At 63.9% G+C, this 19267-nt stretch carries 18 protein-coding genes; 9 read left to right on the forward strand and 9 right to left on the reverse strand.

Annotated elements, in window-relative coordinates:
- Positions 1–17: 17 nt before the first annotated feature.
- Positions 18–1112, reverse strand: coding sequence for a 4-hydroxyphenylpyruvate dioxygenase (hppD, locus tag Q1A71_RS16820; RefSeq protein WP_299678902.1), 1095 nt, complete (start codon positions 1110–1112; stop codon positions 18–20).
- Between the two features lie 157 nt (positions 1113–1269).
- On the opposite strand from hppD, the gene Q1A71_RS16825 reads away from it, so the two are divergent.
- Together Q1A71_RS16825 and Q1A71_RS16830 are read left to right on the forward strand one after the other, a co-directional pair.
- Positions 1270–1725, forward strand: coding sequence for an Lrp/AsnC family transcriptional regulator (locus Q1A71_RS16825; protein WP_299678905.1), 456 nt, complete (start codon positions 1270–1272; stop codon positions 1723–1725).
- Positions 1726–1749: 24 nt separating this feature from the next.
- Positions 1750–3624 (forward strand): monovalent cation:proton antiporter-2 (CPA2) family protein, encoded by a 1875-nt coding sequence (locus tag Q1A71_RS16830; RefSeq protein ID WP_299678908.1) that lies wholly within the window; start codon positions 1750–1752, stop codon positions 3622–3624.
- On the opposite strand, the gene cobT is transcribed toward Q1A71_RS16830, so the two are convergent.
- Entirely contained in the window at positions 3625–4638 is a 1014-nt protein-coding gene (gene cobT, locus Q1A71_RS16835; RefSeq protein ID WP_299678911.1) for a nicotinate-nucleotide--dimethylbenzimidazole phosphoribosyltransferase, read from the reverse strand.
- 82 nt (positions 4639–4720) lie between these two features.
- Between cobT and Q1A71_RS16840 the strand changes: the two genes are divergently transcribed.
- Positions 4721–5482: an adenosylcobinamide-GDP ribazoletransferase gene (locus Q1A71_RS16840; protein ID WP_299678914.1), complete on the forward strand. Its 762-nt coding sequence runs from the start codon at positions 4721–4723 to the stop codon at positions 5480–5482.
- Between the two features lie 49 nt (positions 5483–5531).
- Here the strand turns inward: Q1A71_RS16840 and Q1A71_RS16845 are convergent, their stop codons facing one another.
- From Q1A71_RS16845 to Q1A71_RS16865, 5 genes are all read right to left on the reverse strand, one after another.
- Positions 5532–6044 (reverse strand): CarD family transcriptional regulator, encoded by a 513-nt coding sequence (locus tag Q1A71_RS16845; RefSeq protein WP_195820682.1) that lies wholly within the window; start codon positions 6042–6044, stop codon positions 5532–5534.
- Positions 6045–6328: 284 nt separating this feature from the next.
- On the reverse strand, positions 6329–6667 hold the full coding sequence (gene fdxA, locus Q1A71_RS16850) for a ferredoxin FdxA (protein ID WP_299678920.1): 339 nt from the start codon (positions 6665–6667) through the stop codon (positions 6329–6331).
- A 52-nt stretch (positions 6668–6719) separates the two neighbouring features.
- On the reverse strand, positions 6720–7097 hold the full coding sequence (locus tag Q1A71_RS16855) for an RNA-binding S4 domain-containing protein (protein WP_299678923.1): 378 nt from the start codon (positions 7095–7097) through the stop codon (positions 6720–6722).
- Entirely contained in the window at positions 7098–9917 is a 2820-nt protein-coding gene (locus Q1A71_RS16860; protein WP_299678926.1) for a DEAD/DEAH box helicase, read from the reverse strand.
- Positions 9918–9941: 24 nt separating this feature from the next.
- Positions 9942–10499, reverse strand: coding sequence for a tetratricopeptide repeat protein (locus tag Q1A71_RS16865; protein WP_299678929.1), 558 nt, complete (start codon positions 10497–10499; stop codon positions 9942–9944).
- A 75-nt stretch (positions 10500–10574) separates the two neighbouring features.
- Here Q1A71_RS16865 and Q1A71_RS16870 point away from each other — a divergent pair, with 75 nt between their 5' ends.
- From Q1A71_RS16870 to Q1A71_RS16890, 5 genes are read left to right on the forward strand one after another with little or no spacing between them, the layout of a single operon-like run.
- Entirely contained in the window at positions 10575–10865 is a 291-nt protein-coding gene (locus Q1A71_RS16870) for an SCP2 sterol-binding domain-containing protein (RefSeq protein ID WP_299678932.1), read from the forward strand.
- Entirely contained in the window at positions 10865–11812 is a 948-nt protein-coding gene (locus Q1A71_RS16875; RefSeq protein ID WP_299678935.1) for an alpha/beta hydrolase, read from the forward strand. Before Q1A71_RS16870 ends, Q1A71_RS16875 begins: the two co-directional genes overlap by 1 nt.
- 39 nt (positions 11813–11851) lie before the next feature.
- Positions 11852–12859, forward strand: coding sequence for a ligase-associated DNA damage response exonuclease (locus Q1A71_RS16880; RefSeq protein ID WP_299678938.1), 1008 nt, complete (start codon positions 11852–11854; stop codon positions 12857–12859).
- Positions 12856–14454 carry an ATP-dependent DNA ligase gene (locus tag Q1A71_RS16885; protein WP_299678941.1) on the forward strand — a complete coding sequence of 533 codons (1599 nt, stop codon included), beginning with the start codon at positions 12856–12858 and terminating at the stop codon, positions 14452–14454. The genes Q1A71_RS16880 and Q1A71_RS16885 overlap by 4 nt, the downstream gene beginning before the upstream one ends.
- Entirely contained in the window at positions 14447–15328 is an 882-nt protein-coding gene (locus tag Q1A71_RS16890; RefSeq protein ID WP_299678944.1) for an amidohydrolase family protein, read from the forward strand. Before Q1A71_RS16885 ends, Q1A71_RS16890 begins: the two co-directional genes overlap by 8 nt.
- Positions 15329–15380: 52 nt before the next feature.
- Here the strand turns inward: Q1A71_RS16890 and Q1A71_RS16895 are convergent, their stop codons facing one another.
- Positions 15381–16286, reverse strand: a complete 906-nt coding sequence (locus Q1A71_RS16895) for an ABC transporter C-terminal domain-containing protein (RefSeq protein ID WP_299678947.1) — start codon at positions 16284–16286, stop codon at positions 15381–15383.
- Positions 16287–16497: 211 nt separating this feature from the next.
- Between Q1A71_RS16895 and Q1A71_RS16900 the strand changes: the two genes are divergently transcribed.
- Positions 16498–18312, forward strand: coding sequence for a M3 family oligoendopeptidase (locus tag Q1A71_RS16900; protein ID WP_299678950.1), 1815 nt, complete (start codon positions 16498–16500; stop codon positions 18310–18312).
- A gap of 12 nt (positions 18313–18324) precedes the next feature.
- Here the strand turns inward: Q1A71_RS16900 and Q1A71_RS16905 are convergent, their stop codons facing one another.
- On the reverse strand, positions 18325–19023 hold the full coding sequence (locus tag Q1A71_RS16905; RefSeq protein ID WP_299678953.1) for a hypothetical protein: 699 nt from the start codon (positions 19021–19023) through the stop codon (positions 18325–18327).
- Between the last annotated feature and the right edge of the window lie 244 nt (positions 19024–19267).

Consider the following 19267-nt stretch of genomic DNA (forward strand, 5'->3'; position numbering starts at 1 on the left):
GGGCTTTCAGGCCACCCTTACTCGGCTGCCAATTCTCCGCTGTTGATCTGTTCCTGCTCGATGCTCTCGAACAGCGCCTTGAAGTTGCCCTCGCCGAATCCATCGTCGCCCTTGCGCTGGATGAACTCGAAGAAAATGGGGCCAATCACGGTCTTCGAAAAGATCTGCAACAGGATCTTCGTCTCACCACCATCGACGACACCTTCGCCGTCGATCAGGATACCGTGCGTCTTCATCCGGTCCAGCGGCTCCTCATGACCGACGACCCGGTCATGGCTCAGGTCATAGTAGGCGTCGGGCGGCCCGGGCATGAACTTCAACCCGCGCGCGGCGATCTCATCGGTACTGTCGTAAATGTCGCGCGCCCCCACGGCGATGTGCTGGATTCCCTCGCCGTTGTACTTCTTCAGATAGGAAACGATCTGCCCCGTCTCCCCCCGGTCTTCGTTGATCGGAATGCGGATACGCCCGCACGGCGAAGTCAGCGCCCGGCTCAGCAAGCCGGTATACTTGCCTTCGATGTCAAAGAACCGGATCTCGCGGAAGTTGAACAGGTCACCATAAAACCGGAACCATTTGTCCATGTTCCCCTTGTGCACATTGTGCGTCAGGTGATCGAGATAATAGAACCCGACCCCCGCCGGCTTTGAGCGCGCGATCCAGTCGTACTCCTCGTTGTAGGGGCTGGTGTCATAGTACTGATCCACAAAATACAGCAGCGAGCCCCCAATCCCAATGATTGCAGGGACATCCAGCACCTTGTCGTCACCCTCGTAGGGGGTGGCCCCTTTTGCCACCGCATGGTCAAACGCCCGCTGCGCGTCCACGACACGCCATCCCATCGACGGCGCGCAGGGCCCGTGTTCGGCAACAAATCGCGCGCCAAAGCTCTCTGCTTCGGCATTCAGGATGTAGGTGATATCCCCCTGCTGCCAGAGCTCAATCCGCTTGGTCTTGTGGGTGGCCACATGCGCGTAGCCCATGCGCGCGAAGAGATCACGCAACTCTTGCGGATCCGGATGCGCAAACTCCACAAACTCGAACCCATCGGTTCCAACCGGGTTCTCGGCTGTGATCTCGGATTTCGGTGCGTCGTGCGGGAACGGGCCCATTCTGGTCTCCAATCGGTCAGGTGAATCGCAAACGTCAGGGTATTTTGCTTAAGATATGGCATCTGATGCGCTAAATCTGCGCAAATCCGGCCTTAACACTGGCGCTCAATGCGGGAACACCGCAAGATGCCTTCATTCTGATGCAAAAGGACGCATCATGCTGGATGAGATCGACACCCGCCTGCTGCAAGCGCTCCAACGTGACGCGCATCTGACTGCGCAACAGCTGGGCGAGTTGCTGCACCTCTCGCCGAGCCAGGCGGGGCGAAGACGACAACGGCTGGAGAGCGCCGGCTACATCCAGGCCTATACCGCCCGGCTGGACCCAAAGCGGCTGGGGCTGCACGTCCAGGGCTTTGTGCAGGTGCATCTGAGCACCCATGGGCCCGAACATTCCAAAAGCTTTGCGCGGCTCGTGAACACGCGGCCCGAGATTACCAGCGCATGGACAATGACCGGCGATGCGGACTATTTGTTGAGGGTGTACTGTGCCGACCTGCCAGCGCTCAATACGCTGATCCACGAGATCCTGCTCCCGCATCCGGCCGTTGCACGTGTGCACAGTCAGATCGTCATGGACCAGCTGAAATCCGACGGGCCGCTGCCCACTTGACCTCAACGAGGAGACCTCCCCGCTATGGACAGCTTTCTGTTTCAGGCCTCGATCTATCTGGCCGCGGCGGTGATCGCCGTGCCCTTTGCCTCGCGGCTGGGGCTCGGCTCGGTTCTGGGGTATCTCGCGGCGGGCATCATCATCGGGCCGCTTCTCGGGCTGGTGGGCTCGGAAACCGAGGATCTGCAGCATTTTGCCGAATTCGGCGTTGTGATGATGCTGTTCCTCATCGGGTTGGAACTGGAACCCCGCGCGCTCTGGGATATGCGGCACCGGCTCATCGGTCTCGGCGGGCTGCAGATCATTCTCAGCGCGCTGGCCCTGATGGCGATTGCCATGGCCTATCAGCAGCCCTGGGGTGTGGCCTTGGCGATTGGTCTGGCCTTGTCCCTCAGCTCAACGGCAATCGTCCTGCAAACCCTGTCGGAAAAGGGTCTGATGCAGACCAGCGGCGGGCGCTCCGTCTTCTCCGTCCTGCTCACACAGGACATTGCGGTGATCCCCATCCTGGCCTTCCTGCCGCTTCTGGTCGCGACCGTACCGGCGCAGCTCGCGGGCGACGGGTCGATCCAGCGCGCAGGCGATGACGCACATGACAAGGCACATCACTCGATGTCGCTGGTGGAGGGTCTGCCCGGTTGGGGCGTCACGCTGGTCACCATCGCCGCCATCGCGGCGGTGATCTTGGCCGGGGTTTTTCTGACCCGGCCACTCTTCCGCTACATTCACTCGGCCCGGCTGCGTGAGATGTATACAGCACTCGCGCTGCTGATCGTTGTCGGCATCTCCTTCCTGATGACGCTTGTGGGCCTCTCCCCCGCGCTCGGCGCATTCCTTGCGGGCGTCGTGCTTGCCAGTTCCGAGTTCCGACACGAGTTGGAAACGGACCTCGAGCCCTTCAAGGGGCTACTGCTCGGCCTCTTTTTCATTACCGTGGGCGCGGGGATCAACTTCACCCTGCTCTTCGACAACGTCTTCAACATCATCGGCATGGCCCTGCTGGTCATCCTGCTCAAAGGCATCATCCTCTATTTTCTCGGGCGCGCCTTCAAGCTCAAGGGCAAGGACCACTGGCTCTTCACGCTGGCGCTGGCCCAAGCAGGTGAGTTCGGCTTCGTGCTGGTGTCGTTCTCGGTCGTTCAGGGTGTGATCCCGCGCGGCGTGGCCGAGACGCTCCTGCTCGTCATTTCCATTTCGATGCTGATCACGCCGCTGCTCTTCATCATCTACGACTACCTCTCAAAACGCGCGCCCGAGACGGCAGAGCAGCACGAGGAAGACGAAATCGACATCGAGGGCCCGGTCATCATCGCAGGCATCGGTCGGTTTGGTCAGATCGTCAACCGGCTGGTGCAGGCCAACGGGTTCAACACCGTGGTGCTGGATCATGACATGGAGACCATCGCGGTGATGCGGCGCTTTGGCTTCAAGGGTTTTCTGGGCGATCCGACCCGGCCCGACATCCTGCGGGCGGCAGGGCTGCAGGACGCACGCGTGCTCGTGGTGGCACTGGATGATCCGGAGGCGGCGATCACGCTGGTCACCTATGCGCGCAAACTGCGGCCAGACCTGCACATCGTGGCGCGCGCACGCGACCGGACCCATGTCTATCGCCTGTATCAGGCGGGCGCCGACGACATCGTGCGCGAGCTCTTTGACAGCTCTCTGCGCGCCGGGCGCTATGTGCTGGAGAACATCGGGCTGAGCGAGTTCGAGGCGGCAGAGGCCGAGAAGATCTTCTACCACCACGACCGCTATTCCGTCCGCGAGCTCGCCAAGCTCTGGGATCCGGAGGTTCCGGCGAGCCAGAATCCGGCCTATCTGGCCCGCGCGAAGGAACTGCAGAAAGAGCTGGAGACCGCCATTCTCAGCCGCGATTCAGAGCAGAAGCGCGCCTGATCACCCGTCGGACACGCCCGCCTCCGCGAAAGTCGCCATACCGCTGAGGCAGGCGACCGCGCCCTTGAGAATCCCGAGCGACAGCGCCGCTCCGGAGCCCTCGCCCAGGCGCAGATCCAGCGACATCAGGGGCGCTTTGCCCAGCGCCTCCAGCAAGCGCCCATGCGCGGTTTCCGCGCTCAAATGGCTGGCCGTGCAGTGATCGAGCGCGCCGCCTTGCGTCTTCTCCAGCGTCAGAGCAGCAGCGGTGCAGATGAATCCGTCGAGCAGGACCGGAATGCGCAGACTGCGGGCCCGAACAATCGCGCCCGCCATCGCGGCCAGCTCACGCCCACCGAGACGGCGCAGTGTCTCCAACCCGTCGCCCTGCCCCCTATGCCGCGCCATGGCCTCGGCCACAACACGGGTCTTGACCTCAAGCCCCGCGTCATCGACGCCGGTGCCGCGCCCGGCCCACCCCGACGCGTCCCCCCCCAGCAGAGCCGCCGCAAGTGCTGCGGCGGAGGTGGTGTTGCCGATGCCCATCTCACCGACCACCAGCACGTCCGCCTCGGGGTCGACCGCCGACCAGCCGGTCGAGAGCGCCTCGACAAGCTCCGCCGCGCTCATCGCCGCCTCTTGGGTGAAATCTGCCGTGGGTCTGTCCAACGACAGCGCGTGCACGTCCAGCTGCGCGCCGAATGTCCGGGCCAACTGGTTGATCGCCGCACCGCCGTGCTGGAAATTCAGCACCATCTGGGCGGTCACTTCCGGCGGGAAGGCCGAGACGCCTTGCGCCGCCACGCCATGATTGCCTGCAAAAATGATGATCTGAGGGCGCTCGACGGTCGGGCGCGCGGTTCCGCGCCAGCCCGCGTACCAGATCGCCAGGTCTTCCAGCCGTCCCAGCGCGCCGGGCGGTTTGGTCAGCTGCCCGTTCCGGTCCGTGGCCGCCGAGACCGCCGCCGCATCGACACCGGGCTGCTTTGCCAAAAGCGTCCTGAACTCCGCCATATCGGAAAAAGCTGCCGTCATCGGTGTCCCCCGGTTGTAACCTTCCGCGCACCTGATTACCCAATGAGCAAACGCCCACAAGGCAAGAACGACCGATCCGCGCATGAAAACCGACAGTTTCCCGTCCTGGTTCACCGACATCCTGCTAGCGGGCACATTGCTCAGCCGGGTGCCGCTGCCGCATCTGTCCGAGGCCACATTTGCACGGGGCGCCCAGGCTGCGTGGGCCTATCCGATTGCAGGGGCCGGATTGGGCGCGATTGCAGGGTTGGTCGCTTCACTGTGTCTTGCGCTGGGGCTGCCTGCCGTCTTCGCTGCGGGTGCGTTGCTGATCACATTGATGGTGCTGACCGGTGCCATGCATGAGGACGGGCTTGGAGATACGGCGGACGGTTTCTGGGGCGGGTTTGAGCCCGCGCGGCGGCTCGAGATCATGCGCGACAGCCACACGGGGACCTATGGCATTCTCGCGCTGATCCTGATCACCGGGCTGCGCTGGAGCGCCTATGCGGCGCTTCTGCCCTTGGGTGTGCTGCCGGTCATCGCCGTCGCGGCCCTGTCGCGGGCGGGTATGCCCTGCCTGATGGCCGCCCTGCCCCATGCGCGCGACGATGGGCTGTCAAAGAGCGTGGGGCGGCCGGATGTGCCGACGGCTGTGCTGGGGCTGGGCGTTGCACTTCTGCTCGCGGGGCTCTGCGTCGGGGGCGCGGCCATTGGCGGCCTCCTGGCCATCCTCGCGGCCACAGCGGTGGTGGGCGCCATCGCGCGCAGCAAAATCGGCGGGCAAACCGGAGATGTCTTGGGCGCAGCACAGCAGATCAGCGAGCTCTTCGCTCTGGCCGCGTTCATCCTGCTGCTCACGTAAAAAAACCGCGCCGGATGAGGCGCGGTTTTTCCTTTAGATCTGGAGCCTGTCAGGCAGCCACGCGGCTTTCCAGCACATCGCCCACCTGCTTGGCCGCCGCCAGCTCGTCACCGCCGCTCACGGCAGCGACCTCACGGGTCAGGCGTTCCAGCGCCGCTTCATAGAGCTGACGCTCGGAGTAGCTCTGCTCGCGCTGATCATCAGTGCGGTGCAGATCGCGCACCACCTCTGCGATTGCGATCAGATCGCCAGAATTGATCTTCTGCTCATACTCCTGCGCCCGGCGCGACCACATCGCCCGCTTGACCTTGGCCTTTCCCTTGAGCGTCTTCATCGCATGGGTGATCACATCCGGAGAGCTCAACGCCCGCATCCCGATCTCCGTCGCCTTGTGCGTTGGCACCCGCAGCGTCATCTTGTCCTTCTCGAACGAGATCACGAAGAGCTCGAGCGAGATCCCCGCGACTTCCTGCTCCTCGATCGACAGGATCTGGCCCACGCCATGCGCGGGGTAGACGACAAACTCATTCGGACGGAAATCAAGTTTCTTCGATTTGGTCATTCAGCGTTCCTTACAACTGGGCACTCTGGTCCTGGCGTTCGACAGTCAAAATCACACTGAGCGGTGACCTTTCGGCCGCGCGTCCGAGTGTGACTAATTCGAATTTTCTGTGCCGGCGTCCTCTACCACGCGCGGCGATGAGCGGTCCCGATTACGACTTTGTGACGGCAATATAACACAAAAATGGGCCGCAAAAAAGTGAACCCTGCGTCAGAGGATAAAAAACACCGTAAAACAAGCCGCTTAGGACCTGCACCTCGCAGGAATCAACCTCGAATCGGCCCTTATCCGCCCTCTCCCGGCGCCTCGGAGAAGTATTTTTCGAGCTTCCCGGTCTCACCATCGCGCTCATCAGCATTAGGGAGCGGGTCTTTCTTGGTGATGATCACCGGCCACATCTCGGAGTATTTGCGGTTGAACTCGACCCATTTCTCCATATCCGGCTCGGTATCCGGGCGGATCGCGTCCGCAGGGCATTCGGGCTCGCACACACCGCAATCGATGCATTCGTCGGGGTGAATGACCAGCATGTTCTCGCCTTCATAGAAGCAATCCACCGGACAGACCTCAACGCAGTCGGTGTATTTGCAGGCAATGCAGCTGTCGTTCACGATATAGGTCATCGGACCCTCATTATCCCCAATCTCACTGGGTTAGCTAAATGAGCCAACCCGATCATTCAAGAGAGCGGGCCTTAGAAAGATCATGGATGCGGCGATCCTTCTTGGTCGGGCGACCTTTTCCTTCGAAACCGGGGTTTTCGGGGGCAGTTTTTCGGGATTTGGGCTCTGGCGGGGACAGATCGGTGTAAAGCGTCTGCGCCTCGGTGGCCGGGCCGCGCCGCGTGCCCACGGCGTCGATGCGGATCACCCGAATGTGATCGCCCTGCGCGAAGGTCAGCACGTCTTCCGGGCCCACCATCTGGCTGCGCTTTTCCGTGCGGGTGCCATTGACCCGCACCTCCCCCCCCGCGACCCGCGTGGCCGCCAGAGAGCGCGTCTTGAAGAACCGCGCATGCCAGAGCCATTTGTCGAGACGGAGTTTTTCAGCCAATCACTTGGTGTCCTTGAGCCCCATGAGAGCCGCGGCAAAGGGGTTGTCGGGGTCGATCTTCTTCTCGGACTTCGGCGGCCGGGCAGAGAATTTCTGGGCCCCCTTGTCCTTCTCGCCCCGCGGGCCGCCCCGCTTGCCTTTGCCACCAGGTTTGCCCTTGCCCTTGCTTCGGTCCCCACCCTGTTTGCGGCCTGCACCGTGAGCGCGCGGTGCGCGACCCCAGGTGAAGGTATAGAAGACCTCGGTCTCTGGCCCGGCATCTTCCGCATCGGGCGCAGTGCCAATTGGGGTCTCCTCGGCAGGTGTGTCGGGCACGGCAGCCTCCGCCGCGACCGCATCATCCAGAGTGGCGCCTGCAGGGGCCGTGTCAGACTCGGCCTCGTCCATCACGGGCGCATCTTCGGCGGGCGTGGGCGCCTCTGCCACAACCGCATCCACCGGTTTGACCTTCTCGCGCTCGCCCCGCTCCGCCTTGTAGCCCAGCCCCTGCATCAGATCGGCGAACTGCTCCAGCGTCATGCCGGTGATCGACAGCATATCGGCGGTGGCCTCGAAGCCTGCGCGTGAATTCTCGCCGCGCAGCATATCCGCGAGCCGTTCCAGCATGTCGATGCGGATCGCGCGCTCGCCGGCAACCCGGTAACCCGCCATCGTGTCGGCCCCCTCAGGCGCAGCCGCATCCGCCGGAATGGTCACAAGCCCCGGCGGCGGTGCCTCGGGGAAATCACTCAGTCCCTTGGAGAGCGACCACAACACAAGGCGCAACCGCGTGGGCGCGGGCTTCAGCAGCAGCGGCATGAAAATCGTGAACTGTCCAAAACGGATGCCGTGCTTGCGCAGAGCCCCGCGCGCGTCCTGATCCAGCGCTTTGACCTCGTTGGCCACCGCCGCACGCGGCAGAACGCCAAGCGCCTCGACCATCTGGAAGGCAAAGCCGCGCGCAAGGCCGGTCAGCGTCTCGTCGCGGTTCAGGGTGATCAACGGCTCGAAGAGTGCGGCGATCTTGCGGTCAATGAAATGCTGCAGGCGGCGCTGCACCTTCTGTGCGACCTCCGGGCCTGCCACATCGTCGACAAAGACCTCGACCTGCGGTTTCAATGCCTCTGGCCCCGCAATCAGCTTGCCAACGGCATCCTTGCCCCACATCAGGCCGCCCTGTTCGGTGAAGTCGATCTCCGTATCAGGGGCGTTGTAGAAACGGTCCGCGCGCAGGTGAAATTGTGGCGCCAGCGCCTGAAGCGCCGCCGATTTGATCGTCTTGGCCTCGGCACCGGTCGCGCTCTTGTCCTGGCTGAACCGGAACCCTTCCAGGCGCCCTACAAATTCCCCTTCGACGGTCACTTCGCCGGTATTCGATACGTCTGCCACCATGGCTTCCTTCTGGCCGAGCCGGCGCAAGAGCACGGATGTGCGCCGGTCTACAAATCTTTGGGTCAAACGCTCGTGCAGCGCGTCCGACAATCGGTCTTCTACAGAACGCGCCTCCTCTCGCCAATGGATTTCGTCAGCCGTCCAGCCCTTGCGCTGCGCCACATAGGTCCATGTGCGGATAAACGCCAGTCGCTTTGACAACGCGTCAATGTCGCCATCGGTTCGATCAATTCTCTGGATTTGTCGCGCCAGCCACTCGTCGGGGATCTGCCCGCGCTCATGCAGATGGTTGAAGATCACCTCCAGAAGGCCGGCGTGCTCGGCGTGGCTGATGCCGCGAAAATCGGGAATGCGGCACACATCCCAGAGCAGGCGGACCGAGGGCCCATCGGTGCAGCGCGCCGTGATCTCGGCATCCTGCGCCAGAGCTTTCAGCGCGCTCAGGTCATCCGCGTCCCGCGCCTTGACCAACATCTCGTGATCGGGGCTCGTTTCCAGGGTCGCAATCAGCCGCTCGATGGAGCCGAATTGCAGCGCATGATTGCGCCAGTTCAGCTTCTTCAGCGGCGTGAAGCGATGCGCCATGATGGCCTCGGCAACGCCCTCGTCCAGCGGCGCAGCATCGCCGGTGACGCCGAAGGTGCCGTTCTTCATGCCGCGGCCCGCCCGGCCCGCAATCTGGGCCAGTTCGTTGGGGGCAAGCGGACGCATGCGCCGCCCGTCGAACTTGCTGAGCGCAGAGAAGGCCACGTGATCCACATCGAGGTTCAGCCCCATGCCGATGGCATCGGTGGCGACGAGGTAATCCACCTCGCCATTCTGGTACATGTCCACCTGCGCGTTGCGCGTGCGCGGGCTCAGCGCGCCCATGACCACGGCCGCTCCGCCCTTCTGGCGGCGGATGAGCTCGGCGATCGCATAGACATTCTCAACCGAAAACCCGACGATAGCGCTGCGCGGCTTCATCCGGCTTATCTTTTTCGCACCTATGTAGGTGAGATCCGACATCCGCTCGCGTTGCATGAACTGCGCCTGAGGCACCAGTGCCCGGATCGGCCCGCGCATCGTGTCGGACCCGAGAAAGAGCGTCTCATGCAGGCCCCGCGCCCGCAACAGCCGGTCGGTGAAGACATGCCCGCGTTCAGGATCGGCGCAAAGCTGGATCTCGTCCACCGCAAGGAAATCGCACCCCATGCCCTCCGGCATCGCCTCGACCGTGCAGACCCAATACTGCGTGCGGGGCGGGACGATCCGTTCCTCGCCGGTGACCAGAGCCACAACCGACGGGCCGCGCGCCGCCACCACCCGATCATAGACTTCACGTGCCAGCAGCCGCAGCGGCAGCCCGATCACGCCGGTCCGGTGGCCCAGCATCCGCTCGATGGCATAGGTGGTCTTGCCTGTGTTGGTCGGGCCCAGAACGGCCACCACCCGCGTGTCACCTGTCACGGCGCTGTCCTTCGTGTCCGGTGCTTAGAGCGTACGGCCAATGCCGCGGCGCTTGAGCTGCTCCATGGCGGTATTGGCGTTCTCGTGATGCGGATGCAAGACCAGGACGCGCTCGAACGCCTGCGCTGCGCGCTCCAGATCGCCGAATTCCTGCAGCATCACGCCAAGGCCGAAAATGGCATTGTAATTGTTCGGGTTGAGCGCCAGCGCGCGCTCCAGATCATCCAGCGCCGGGCCGTAGAGACCGGCCTGGTAGAAGGCCGTGGCCCGCGCATGCCAGCCTTCGGCGAACTCCGGCGCGTGATCGGTCAGCGCGGTCAGGTGGTCGATGGCCTTCTCGGTCTCTTCCTCTTCCAGCGCGTCCCGCCCCCGTTTCAGCAAAAGGTTCATCGACGGAGACCCCGAGTTGTCCCAGATCAGCGACAACTCCCGGTCCAGCCTGGGGGCTTCGGACTCCGGTGCCTCCTGCAACTGCTGCAAAAGCGCGTCCTCTGATTGCTGTGCCGACACAGATGCCGCAAAAACCAGCGCTGCGACAAATGCCGTAACGACATGTTTGAGGAAATGGAGTTTCATGCTCATAACAGATCTGAATGTAACAGGCGGCACGGGCAATTCCAGACCCCGCGACTGCCACAAACCCAAAAGGGCGTGAAGATGAGCGATATTGTGAACGAAGCCGTGGCCGCATTGAATGAAAAACTTGCGGGATCCGACTTTGGCGGCACCGCAAAATTCGACATCGCGGGCGAAGGCACCGTGATGATGGACAGCAGTGGCGCACGCGCCGGAGACGAGGCCGCGGACGTCACGCTCTCTGCTGACGCGGAGACGTTCAAATCCATCCTCGACGGCGAGACCAACCCGACCAGCGCCTTCATGACCGGCAAGCTGAGCGTCGACGGTGACATGGGCATGGCAATGCAGCTGGCCTCAGCACTCGCCTGATGACCCTGTCCCCTGCGCCCTTTCTCGGCGACATCGCATTCGGGGCCCCCGGAGGCGTCGCACATTGGGCGCAGACCTCGGACGGGCACCGCATCCGCCTCGGCGTCTGGCAGAGGCAGGAGGCCAAGGGCACGGTGCTCATCTTCCCCGGGCGCACTGAGTTCATTGAAAAATACGACATCTGTGCGGCGCAACTGGCCCGGCGCGGCTTTGCCAGCATGGCCATCGACTGGCGCGGGCAAGGCCTCGCGGACCGGCTGCTCGACAATCCGCTGATGGGCCATGTGGCACGGTTTCCGGACTATCAGAAAGACGTGGACGTCATGGTGCGCGCGGCACGCACCCTTGAGCTGCCGCGCCCCTTCTTTCTGCTGGCCCACTCCATGGGCGGCGCCATCGGGTTACGCGCGGCCATGGAAGGTCTGTCCGTGCAGGCAACGGCCTTCACGGGGCCGATGTGGGGCATCAAGCTCTCCCCCCATCTGCGCCCGGTCGCCTGGGTGCTCAGCCACGTGATGCCGCATGTGGGCCGCGGCGACCGGCTGCCGCCCGGAACCAAGATCGAGCATCACGTGCTGACGGACGGGTTCGACGGCAACCTGCTGACGCGCGACCGGGAACAATTCGACCTGATGCGCAAACAGCTCGAAACGCACCCGGAACTGGCCTTGGGTGGGCCGAGCTTTGTCTGGCTGCGCGAGGCGCTGCAGGAAACGCGGCATCTTGCCAGCCGCCCCTCTCCCAACCTGCCCTGCCTGACCTTCGTGGGCACAAACGAGCGGATTGTCGATCTCCCGGCCATCGAGGCCCGGATGAAGACCTGGGCGCGGGGAACGCTTGAGCTTGTGGAAGACGGCGAGCATGAGGTGCTGATGGAAAGCGAGGCCGTGGCCGGGCCGCTCTTTGATCAGATCGCCACCCTCTTTCTCAGCGGCGGCCACGGCTGACATCTGGGCAAATCGGCCGGATCGTCTAAGTTGCCTGCCATGAGCCCCGCCCTGACCTTCACCGACCGTGGCATCTATTGTGCCGCGGGCGATTTCTACATCGACCCGTGGCGCCCGGTGGAGCGCGCGCTGATCACCCACGGCCATGCCGACCACGCGCGCTACGGGCACAAGAGCTACATGGCAACGCACGCCGCGCTGCCGGTCATGCGCCACCGGCTCGGAGACATCTCCGCGCAAGGCATCGCATTCGGTGAGCCGCTGACGATCGGCGACGCCACCGTCTCCTTTCACCCCGCAGGCCACGTGCCCGGATCGGCCCAGATCAGGGTCGAGGTCGCGGGGGAAATCTGGGTGGCCTCGGGGGACTACAAGGCGGAAGCGGACGGGCTCTCCGAAACCTTCGAGCCGCAGCGCTGCCATCACTTCATCACCGAATCGACCTTCGGCCTGCCTGTCTTCCGCTGGCAGCCGCAGGCCGTGGTCGCGCAGGAGATCAACGCCTGGTGGGCGGGCTGCGCGGCTGCAGGCAAGACGGCCTTCCTGGGCGCCTACGCCCTGGGCAAAGCGCAACGGCTGCTGACCCTGCTGGACACGGATATCGGGCCAATCCTGACCCACAGCGCGGTTGAGAACACCAATGAGGTCCTGCGGGCGCAGGGCCTTGCGCTGCCCGAAACCATTGCCGCCACCGCCGAGCTTGACCCCAAGGTCCACACAGGCGCGCTTGTGCTGGCGCCGCCCTCGGCTCTGGGCAGCGCCTGGACGAAGAAGTTCGGAGCACAGGAAACCGCCTTCGCCAGCGGCTGGATGCAGCTGCGCGGGGTGCGGCGCCGGCGCGCAGGCGACCGCGGGTTCGTCATCTCCGATCACGCGGATTGGCAGGGCCTGCTCGATTGCATCACCGCCACGGGCGCCGAGAACATCTACGTCACCCATGGCTACACCGATATCTTCGCGCGCTACCTGAACGACAATGGCTGGTCTGCCGAGGTGGTCCCCACAGGATTCGAAGGCGAAACGCTCGATGCGGAGCCGGCCGCATGAAAGATTTCGCCGCCCTCTTCAATGCCATCGACCAGAGCACCAAGACCACGGTGAAGGTGGCCGCCCTGGCGGAGTATTTCGCGGCTGCACCGGATGTCGACCGGATCTGGACCATCGCCCTCTTCTCCGGGCGCAGACCGAAGCGCGCCGTCACCACCACCAGGCTGCGGGAATGGGCGGCGGAACGGGCGGGCATTCCACTCTGGCTCTTTGAGGAAAGCTATCCGATCGTAGGCGATCTGGCCGAGACAATCGCTCTGGTTCTGCCGCCGGTGGAGACGACATCGGACGAGGGCCTCTCGCATTGGATCTCCGAACTGCGCGGTTTGGCGGCGGTGGATGAACCTGCCCGTAAGGCCGCGGTCCTTGACGCATGGGACCGGCTCGGAGGCACCGAGCGCTTCGTCTTCAACAAGCTGATCACGGGTGGCTTTCGCATGGGCGTCAGCCAGAAACTGATGACCCGCGCGCTCGCCAAGGCCACCGGCAAACCCGAGGCGGAACTGGCGCATCGCCTGATGGGCAACTGGCACCCCGACGACACCAGCTGGGAGACGCTGATCGAGGCCGAAGATGCCTCCGCCGATGCGTCGCGCCCTTACCCGTTTTATCTGGCCTACGCGCTGGAGGACGGGCCCGAGGCACTTGGCGCGCCCGAGGACTGGCGGGCGGAGTGGAAATGGGACGGCATCCGTGGCCAGCTGATCCTGCGGGAGGGGCAGCATTTTGTCTGGTCCCGCGGCGAGGAACTGATGACCGACCGCTTTCCGGAACTGGCCCGTGCCGTCGATTTCCTGCCCGCCGGCACGGTGCTGGATGGCGAGCTTCTGGTCTGGCACCCGCAGACCGAGAGCCCCGCCAGCTTCAATGCGCTGCAACGCCGGATCGGCCGCAAGACCGTGCCGAAAAAGCTGTTGGCCGAGACTCCCGTGGTCCTGCATGCCTATGACCTGCTCGAATGGCAGGGCGCGGACCTGCGCGACACACCCTTTGCCGAGCGCCGCGCCCTGCTGGAAGGCGCCTGCGCCGACTTGCCGCCCGAGGCCCCCGTGCGCCTCTCACCGCAGCTCGACTTCGAGAGCTGGGACGATCTGGCAGAGATGCGCAGCATCGCGCGGGACGAAAACGCCGAAGGTGTGATGCTCAAGCGCGCGGGCAGCCCCTATCTGATCGGGCGCAAGAAAGGCGACTGGTGGAAATGGAAGCTCGACCCGCTGACCGTCGACGCGGTGATGATCTACGCCCAGGCAGGCCACGGGCGGCGCGCCAACCTCTTCACCGATTTCACCTTCGCGGTCTGGAACGGCAACGATCTTGTCCCCTTCACCAAGGCCTACTCCGGCCTCACCGACGCCGAATTCCGCGAGATCACCAAATGGGTGCGCAAGAACACGCTGCAGCGCTTTGGCCCGGTGCGGCAGGTCACGCCGCACCACGTGTTCGAGATCGCCTTCGAAGGCATCCAGGCCAGTCCGCGCCACAAGTCTGGCGTTGCCCTGCGGTTTCCGCGTATGTCGCGCTGGCGGCAGGACAAACCGCTGCAAGAGGCCAATACGCTGGAGGATCTGAACGACATGCTGAGGGTCTATGGATAAGCCGGACGCGCAGATGCCGCCCGCCCCCGACGCGCCCGCGCACCGCGCTCCGGAGGGCGCCTGTGATGCGCATGTGCATCTGGTCGCGGGCCGGGAAGAGTTTCCGCTTTGGGACGGGCGCGTGGAAAATCCGGCTCCGGGTCCGGATCTCGACGGCTGGCTTGCGATGTTCCGCACGCATCTGGAGACGCTTGGCTTTTCGCGTGGCGTGATCGTGCATTCGATCCTCTACGGCACCGACAATGCCGTGACCGTCGAGGCGGTGCGCCGCCTGGGTGCGGGTTTTCGCGGGGTCGGCCTGCTGCCTGATGGCGCCAGCGACGCGCAGATGGATCGCTTTGTGGAGTGGAATATGACCGCCGTCCGCCTCAACTATGTGCACGGCGGCGTGCTCAGCTGGGAGGGTGCCAAGGCCATGGCCCCGGCACTTGCCGAACGCGGGCTGCACATCCAGATGCTCTGCCACGCGGATCAGCACATGCAAGACCTCGCCGAGGAGGTCCGTGCGCTGCCCGTCGATGTTGTCTTTGACCACATCGGATGGCCGAGCGCTGCGCTGGATCCCGAGGCGCCGGGTGTCCAGGCGCTCTGCCGCCTCCTGGGCACCGGCAAGGTCTGGGTGAAACTCTCGGCGCTCTACCGCATGTGCCCGGCCCGCTATCGCGCCGCGGATGCTCTCGTTGCGGCGCTCATCGCGGCCAATCCAGAGCGCTGTCTCTGGGGGTCGGACTGGCCGCACCTGATGCTCGCCGATGCGGCGATGCCCAAAGCCGCTCAGCTGCTGGACGCCTTTGACCGCGTCGTGCCGGATGCCTGCACCCGTCAGCAAATCCTCGTGGACAACCCGGCAACGCTCTTCGGCTTTGACCGGTGAAATGAGCCGCGATCGGGGCGGCGCCGGACAGGTGCCCGGCGCCACGCGCTGATCATGAACAGCTGCCGTCCAGCCCGACCATACCATTGCCGACGCCCGTCACCATGACGGTGCAGGTCTGATCGCCCACGGCAACCTCAATCGACGTGCCCGACGCGACCGTGACCGTGTCGATGCCATTCACCGCGAGGCGCGCGGCAGAGCCATCCGCAGCCAGAGATGACACGAAGACGCGCAGGGCGCCGTCCGCCAGAGACACCGTGGTGCCGGGCGTGTGGCCCTCTTCCGGAGCGGGCGGGACATCGGCTGGCGCCGCCTCCGCGGTCTCGCTGCCGCAATCGGATCCGATGGTTGCACCCGCCTCGGTCACCTCCACGAGGCCGACCGTACAGTCTGCGCCCTCAAGGGTGACGCCGGCTGTCTCGCCGACAGACAGGGTCCGCGCCGCGCCATTCACGCTGAGCCGTGCGCTCCGGCTGTCCTGATCGACCGCCGAGACAAACACACGCACCGCACCGTCCGCAAAGATCGCCGTCTCACCGACCCCGAGCGCATCGGAGGTCGCCATGTCCGAGACCGTGCCGCCCTCCGCCGGCGCGGCATCGCTTTCCGGCGCAGAGGTGACCCCGTCCGCCAGGGCCGCCAGGTCGGCCACCCGTGCCTCGGCCTCCTCGGCCAGCGCGGTCATGCGGCTTGAGACATCCGCTTCCAATGCCGCCAGTTTCTCGTCCATTTGAGCGGCTGTCGCAGAGGCGCTGTCAGCGAGGCTTGCCTCCAGCTCGGCGATCCGCGCCTCCAGAGCGCCCGTGGCCTCGCTCATGGCCGCCGTTGCGGTCTCGCCCGCCTGACCGACCGCACGTTCAATCTTGCCATCCGTCAATGTCCCGCTGATCGCCACCGAGAGCAGAACGCCAAACAGCAAGCCCCCTCCCACTCCAACGGCCAATTGATTTTGCATTTATATCCCCTCCATCTGAAACGCCCGGCGATACTCTGGTATCGCATTCGTGTGACGCGGTTGAGTCTAAAGGATTCGCGGCGTCTTACTAAGAATTATGTGCCCTCATCCGGTTGCGAAGCCTGCGCGAGGGTTTTACCTGAGCAGAAGAGCCCTAGGTGACGGCAAAGCCAATGCCGCGACCGCGCGCCAGATGGATCAGGAGACCACGATGTTCAACCGCCCGCTTTACGACGCAAATGCCTCAGGCGCCTCAAACCCTCTGGGGGATCTGCCCGAATGGGACCTGAGCGATCTCTACAGCGGCGAAGACGCGACCGAACTCAAGCGCGATCTGGACTGGCTGGAGCAGGCCTGCGCCAGCTTTGCCACGGACTATGAAGGCAAGCTCGCGGATCTGGACGCGCCCGGCTTTCTGGACTGCGTGCTGCGCAACGAAAAGATCAATCAGGTCGCCGGGCGGATCATGTCCTTCGCCGGGCTGCGCTACTACCAGCTGACGACGGATGCGGGCCGGGCCAAGTTCATGTCGGACCTGCAGGAGAAGATCACCAATTTCACCACGCCGCTGGTGTTCTTCACGCTGGAAATCAACCGGCTGGCGGATGACCATCTGGACACGCTCTACACGCAAAACGCCGATCTGGCGCGCTACAAGCCCGTCTTCGACCGTATCCGCGCCATGAAGCCCTATCAGCTCAGCGACGAGCTGGAGAAATTCCTGCACGACCTGGGCGTCGTCGGTGACGCCTGGGAGCGGCTCTTTGACGAGACCATCGCCGGGCTGGAGTTCGACGTCGACGGCGAGACGCTCAACATCGAAGGCACGCTGAACCTCTTGACCGACCCCGACCGCGCCCAGCGCGAAGCGGCGGCGCGCGAACTGGCCACCGTGTTTGCGGCCAACATCAAGACCTTCGCCCGGGTGCACAACACCCAGGCCAAGGAAAAGGAAATCGTGGACCGCTGGCGTGGCATGGAAAGCCCGCAGCTCGGCCGCCACTTGAGCAACCAGGTGGAGCCCGAGGTGGTCGAGGCGCTGCGCAACGCCGTGGTCGAAGCCTACCCCAAGCTCAGCCACCGCTACTATGAGCTCAAGCGCAAGTGGCTCGGGCTCGACAAGATGCAGGTCTGGGACCGCAACGCGCCGCTGCCCATGGAAGACACCCGCATCGTGGGCTGGGACGAGGCCGAGAAAACCGTGATGGACGCCTACAGCGCCTTTGACCCGCGCATGTCGGAAATCGCCGAGCCGTTCTTTCGCAAAGGCTGGATCGATGCGGGTGTGAAACCGGGCAAGGCGCCCGGCGCCTTTGCGCACCCCACCGTGACCAATGTGCACCCCTACGTCATGCTGAACTACCTCGGCAAGCCGCGCGATGTGATGACCCTCGCGCATGAGCTCGGCCATGGCGTGCACCAGGTGCTGGCCGCGGAACAGGGCGAGATGCTCTCCTCAACGCCGCTCACGCTGGCGGAAACGGCGAGCGTCTTCGGAGAAATGCTCACCTTCCGCAAGATGCTCGACGGCGCAACCGACGCGGCGCAGCGCAAGGTGCTGCTGGCCGGCAAGGTCGAGGACATGATCAACACGGTTGTGCGCCAGATCGCGTTTTACGACTTCGAATGCAAATTGCACGCGGCGCGGCGCGGCGGCGAGCTGACGCCCGATGACATCAACGCGCTGTGGATGTCCGTGCAGGCCGAAAGCCTCGGCCCGGCCTTCGAGTTCATGGACGGATACGAGACCTTCTGGGCCTATATCCCCCACTTCGTGCACTCGCCCTTCTATGTCTACGCCTACGCGTTCGGAGACGGTCTGGTGAACGCGCTCTACGCGGTCTACGCCGAGGGCGACGCGGGCTTCGAAGAGAAATACTTCGACATGCTGAAGGCCGGCGGCTCAAAACATCACAAGGAGCTTCTGGCGCCCTTCGGGCTCGATGCCTCTGACCCGGCCTTCTGGGACAAGGGCCTGAGCATGATCTCGGGCTTCATCGACAAGTTGGAGGCGATGGAGGGCTAGACCCTCCCGCCGTCAGGTCAGGACCATGTCGTCTTTCGCCGAGAGGAATCCTTTGACGATCTGGTGAATGCCGTCTGACCCGCCCGCAAGAATAAGCGCCGTAAAGAGCACATCCACGGCGACAAAGAATTGCGCTTGATCAAAAAGGCCAAGGAATTTGTTCGCCGCCGAAATGCTGGTGATATCGACGAATTCAGACAGCACGGTGGTGCCCGTCAGCGCCACCAGCCCGCCCAGAACGGTGGCCGTTGTCGCAGCAAAGGCGGCCTTCTCGGTGCCCAGCTCCTCACGCTGTGGCATCGCCACCTGATCGGCCTCGATCTTGTCTTTCTTGGCCGCTCTGATCTGATCGCGCAGGCGCTTTATGGTGGCGTTCTTGGCATCGTTTGCCGCGGCCAGCGCCGCCTGATCGGTCATTGCCGGGACGGGCTGTTGCAGCTCCATATCCAATGCGGACTGCAGGATCGCGCATTTGCGCCGGAGCTTGACGACCTCGGCATCGACATCCAATTCGCGCTTCATGAATTTGTTGTTCACGATGACCTCGACGGCCCGCTCGATCAGCAAAGCGAAAAAAGTGAGGGCCAGCAAATGGGTCACCACCCGCTCCGCGAGGCCGTCCTCGAAAGACATGCTGCCAAAGCCGATTGCCGCGGCATAAGCCGCAACCGCCGCCACGACGAATATCGCAAGATAGGGGCCGTATTTCATTTTAATCTCCTAAATCAATGTCTTGCTCAAAGAACTTCAATAAAAACTTACATGACCGCGCGATGAAACAGCGCCATCAGCGGGACCTGCATCGCGGGGTCGCTTCAGCGCACACCGGAACAATTGGCGGCGCGCAAACCCGGGACAGGACAGGCCCGACGTGGATGGTACCCTATTCTTGCTCTTCAATCCAGCAAAGCGGGACAGGTTATATGCAAAGGCACACCGCCCAGGCTCAGGCAAG

The sequence above is a fragment of the uncultured Roseobacter sp. genome (genome assembly GCF_947493125.1).
Classification (GTDB): Bacteria; Pseudomonadota; Alphaproteobacteria; order Rhodobacterales; family Rhodobacteraceae; genus Roseobacter.

Bases quoted from the DNA above. Each gene is read 5' to 3' on its own strand.
- hppD (WP_299678902.1), bottom strand. From the start codon at position 1,112: ATGGGCCCGTTCCCGCACGACGCACCGAAATCCGAGATCACAGCCGAG.
- Q1A71_RS16825 (WP_299678905.1), top strand. From the start codon at position 1,270: ATGCTGGATGAGATCGACACCCGCCTGCTGCAAGCGCTCCAACGTGAC.
- Q1A71_RS16830 (WP_299678908.1), top strand. From the start codon at position 1,750: ATGGACAGCTTTCTGTTTCAGGCCTCGATCTATCTGGCCGCGGCGGTG.
- cobT (WP_299678911.1), bottom strand. From the start codon at position 4,638: ATGACGGCAGCTTTTTCCGATATGGCGGAGTTCAGGACGCTTTTGGCA.
- Q1A71_RS16840 (WP_299678914.1), top strand. From the start codon at position 4,721: ATGAAAACCGACAGTTTCCCGTCCTGGTTCACCGACATCCTGCTAGCG.
- Q1A71_RS16845 (WP_195820682.1), bottom strand. From the start codon at position 6,044: ATGACCAAATCGAAGAAACTTGATTTCCGTCCGAATGAGTTTGTCGTC.
- fdxA (WP_299678920.1), bottom strand. From the start codon at position 6,667: ATGACCTATATCGTGAACGACAGCTGCATTGCCTGCAAATACACCGAC.
- Q1A71_RS16865 (WP_299678929.1), bottom strand. From the start codon at position 10,499: ATGAGCATGAAACTCCATTTCCTCAAACATGTCGTTACGGCATTTGTC.
- Q1A71_RS16870 (WP_299678932.1), top strand. From the start codon at position 10,575: ATGAGCGATATTGTGAACGAAGCCGTGGCCGCATTGAATGAAAAACTT.
- Q1A71_RS16875 (WP_299678935.1), top strand. From the start codon at position 10,865: ATGACCCTGTCCCCTGCGCCCTTTCTCGGCGACATCGCATTCGGGGCC.
- Q1A71_RS16880 (WP_299678938.1), top strand. From the start codon at position 11,852: ATGAGCCCCGCCCTGACCTTCACCGACCGTGGCATCTATTGTGCCGCG.
- Q1A71_RS16885 (WP_299678941.1), top strand. From the start codon at position 12,856: ATGAAAGATTTCGCCGCCCTCTTCAATGCCATCGACCAGAGCACCAAG.
- Q1A71_RS16890 (WP_299678944.1), top strand. From the start codon at position 14,447: ATGGATAAGCCGGACGCGCAGATGCCGCCCGCCCCCGACGCGCCCGCG.
- Q1A71_RS16895 (WP_299678947.1), bottom strand. From the start codon at position 16,286: ATGCAAAATCAATTGGCCGTTGGAGTGGGAGGGGGCTTGCTGTTTGGC.
- Q1A71_RS16900 (WP_299678950.1), top strand. From the start codon at position 16,498: ATGTTCAACCGCCCGCTTTACGACGCAAATGCCTCAGGCGCCTCAAAC.
- Q1A71_RS16905 (WP_299678953.1), bottom strand. From the start codon at position 19,023: ATGAAATACGGCCCCTATCTTGCGATATTCGTCGTGGCGGCGGTTGCG.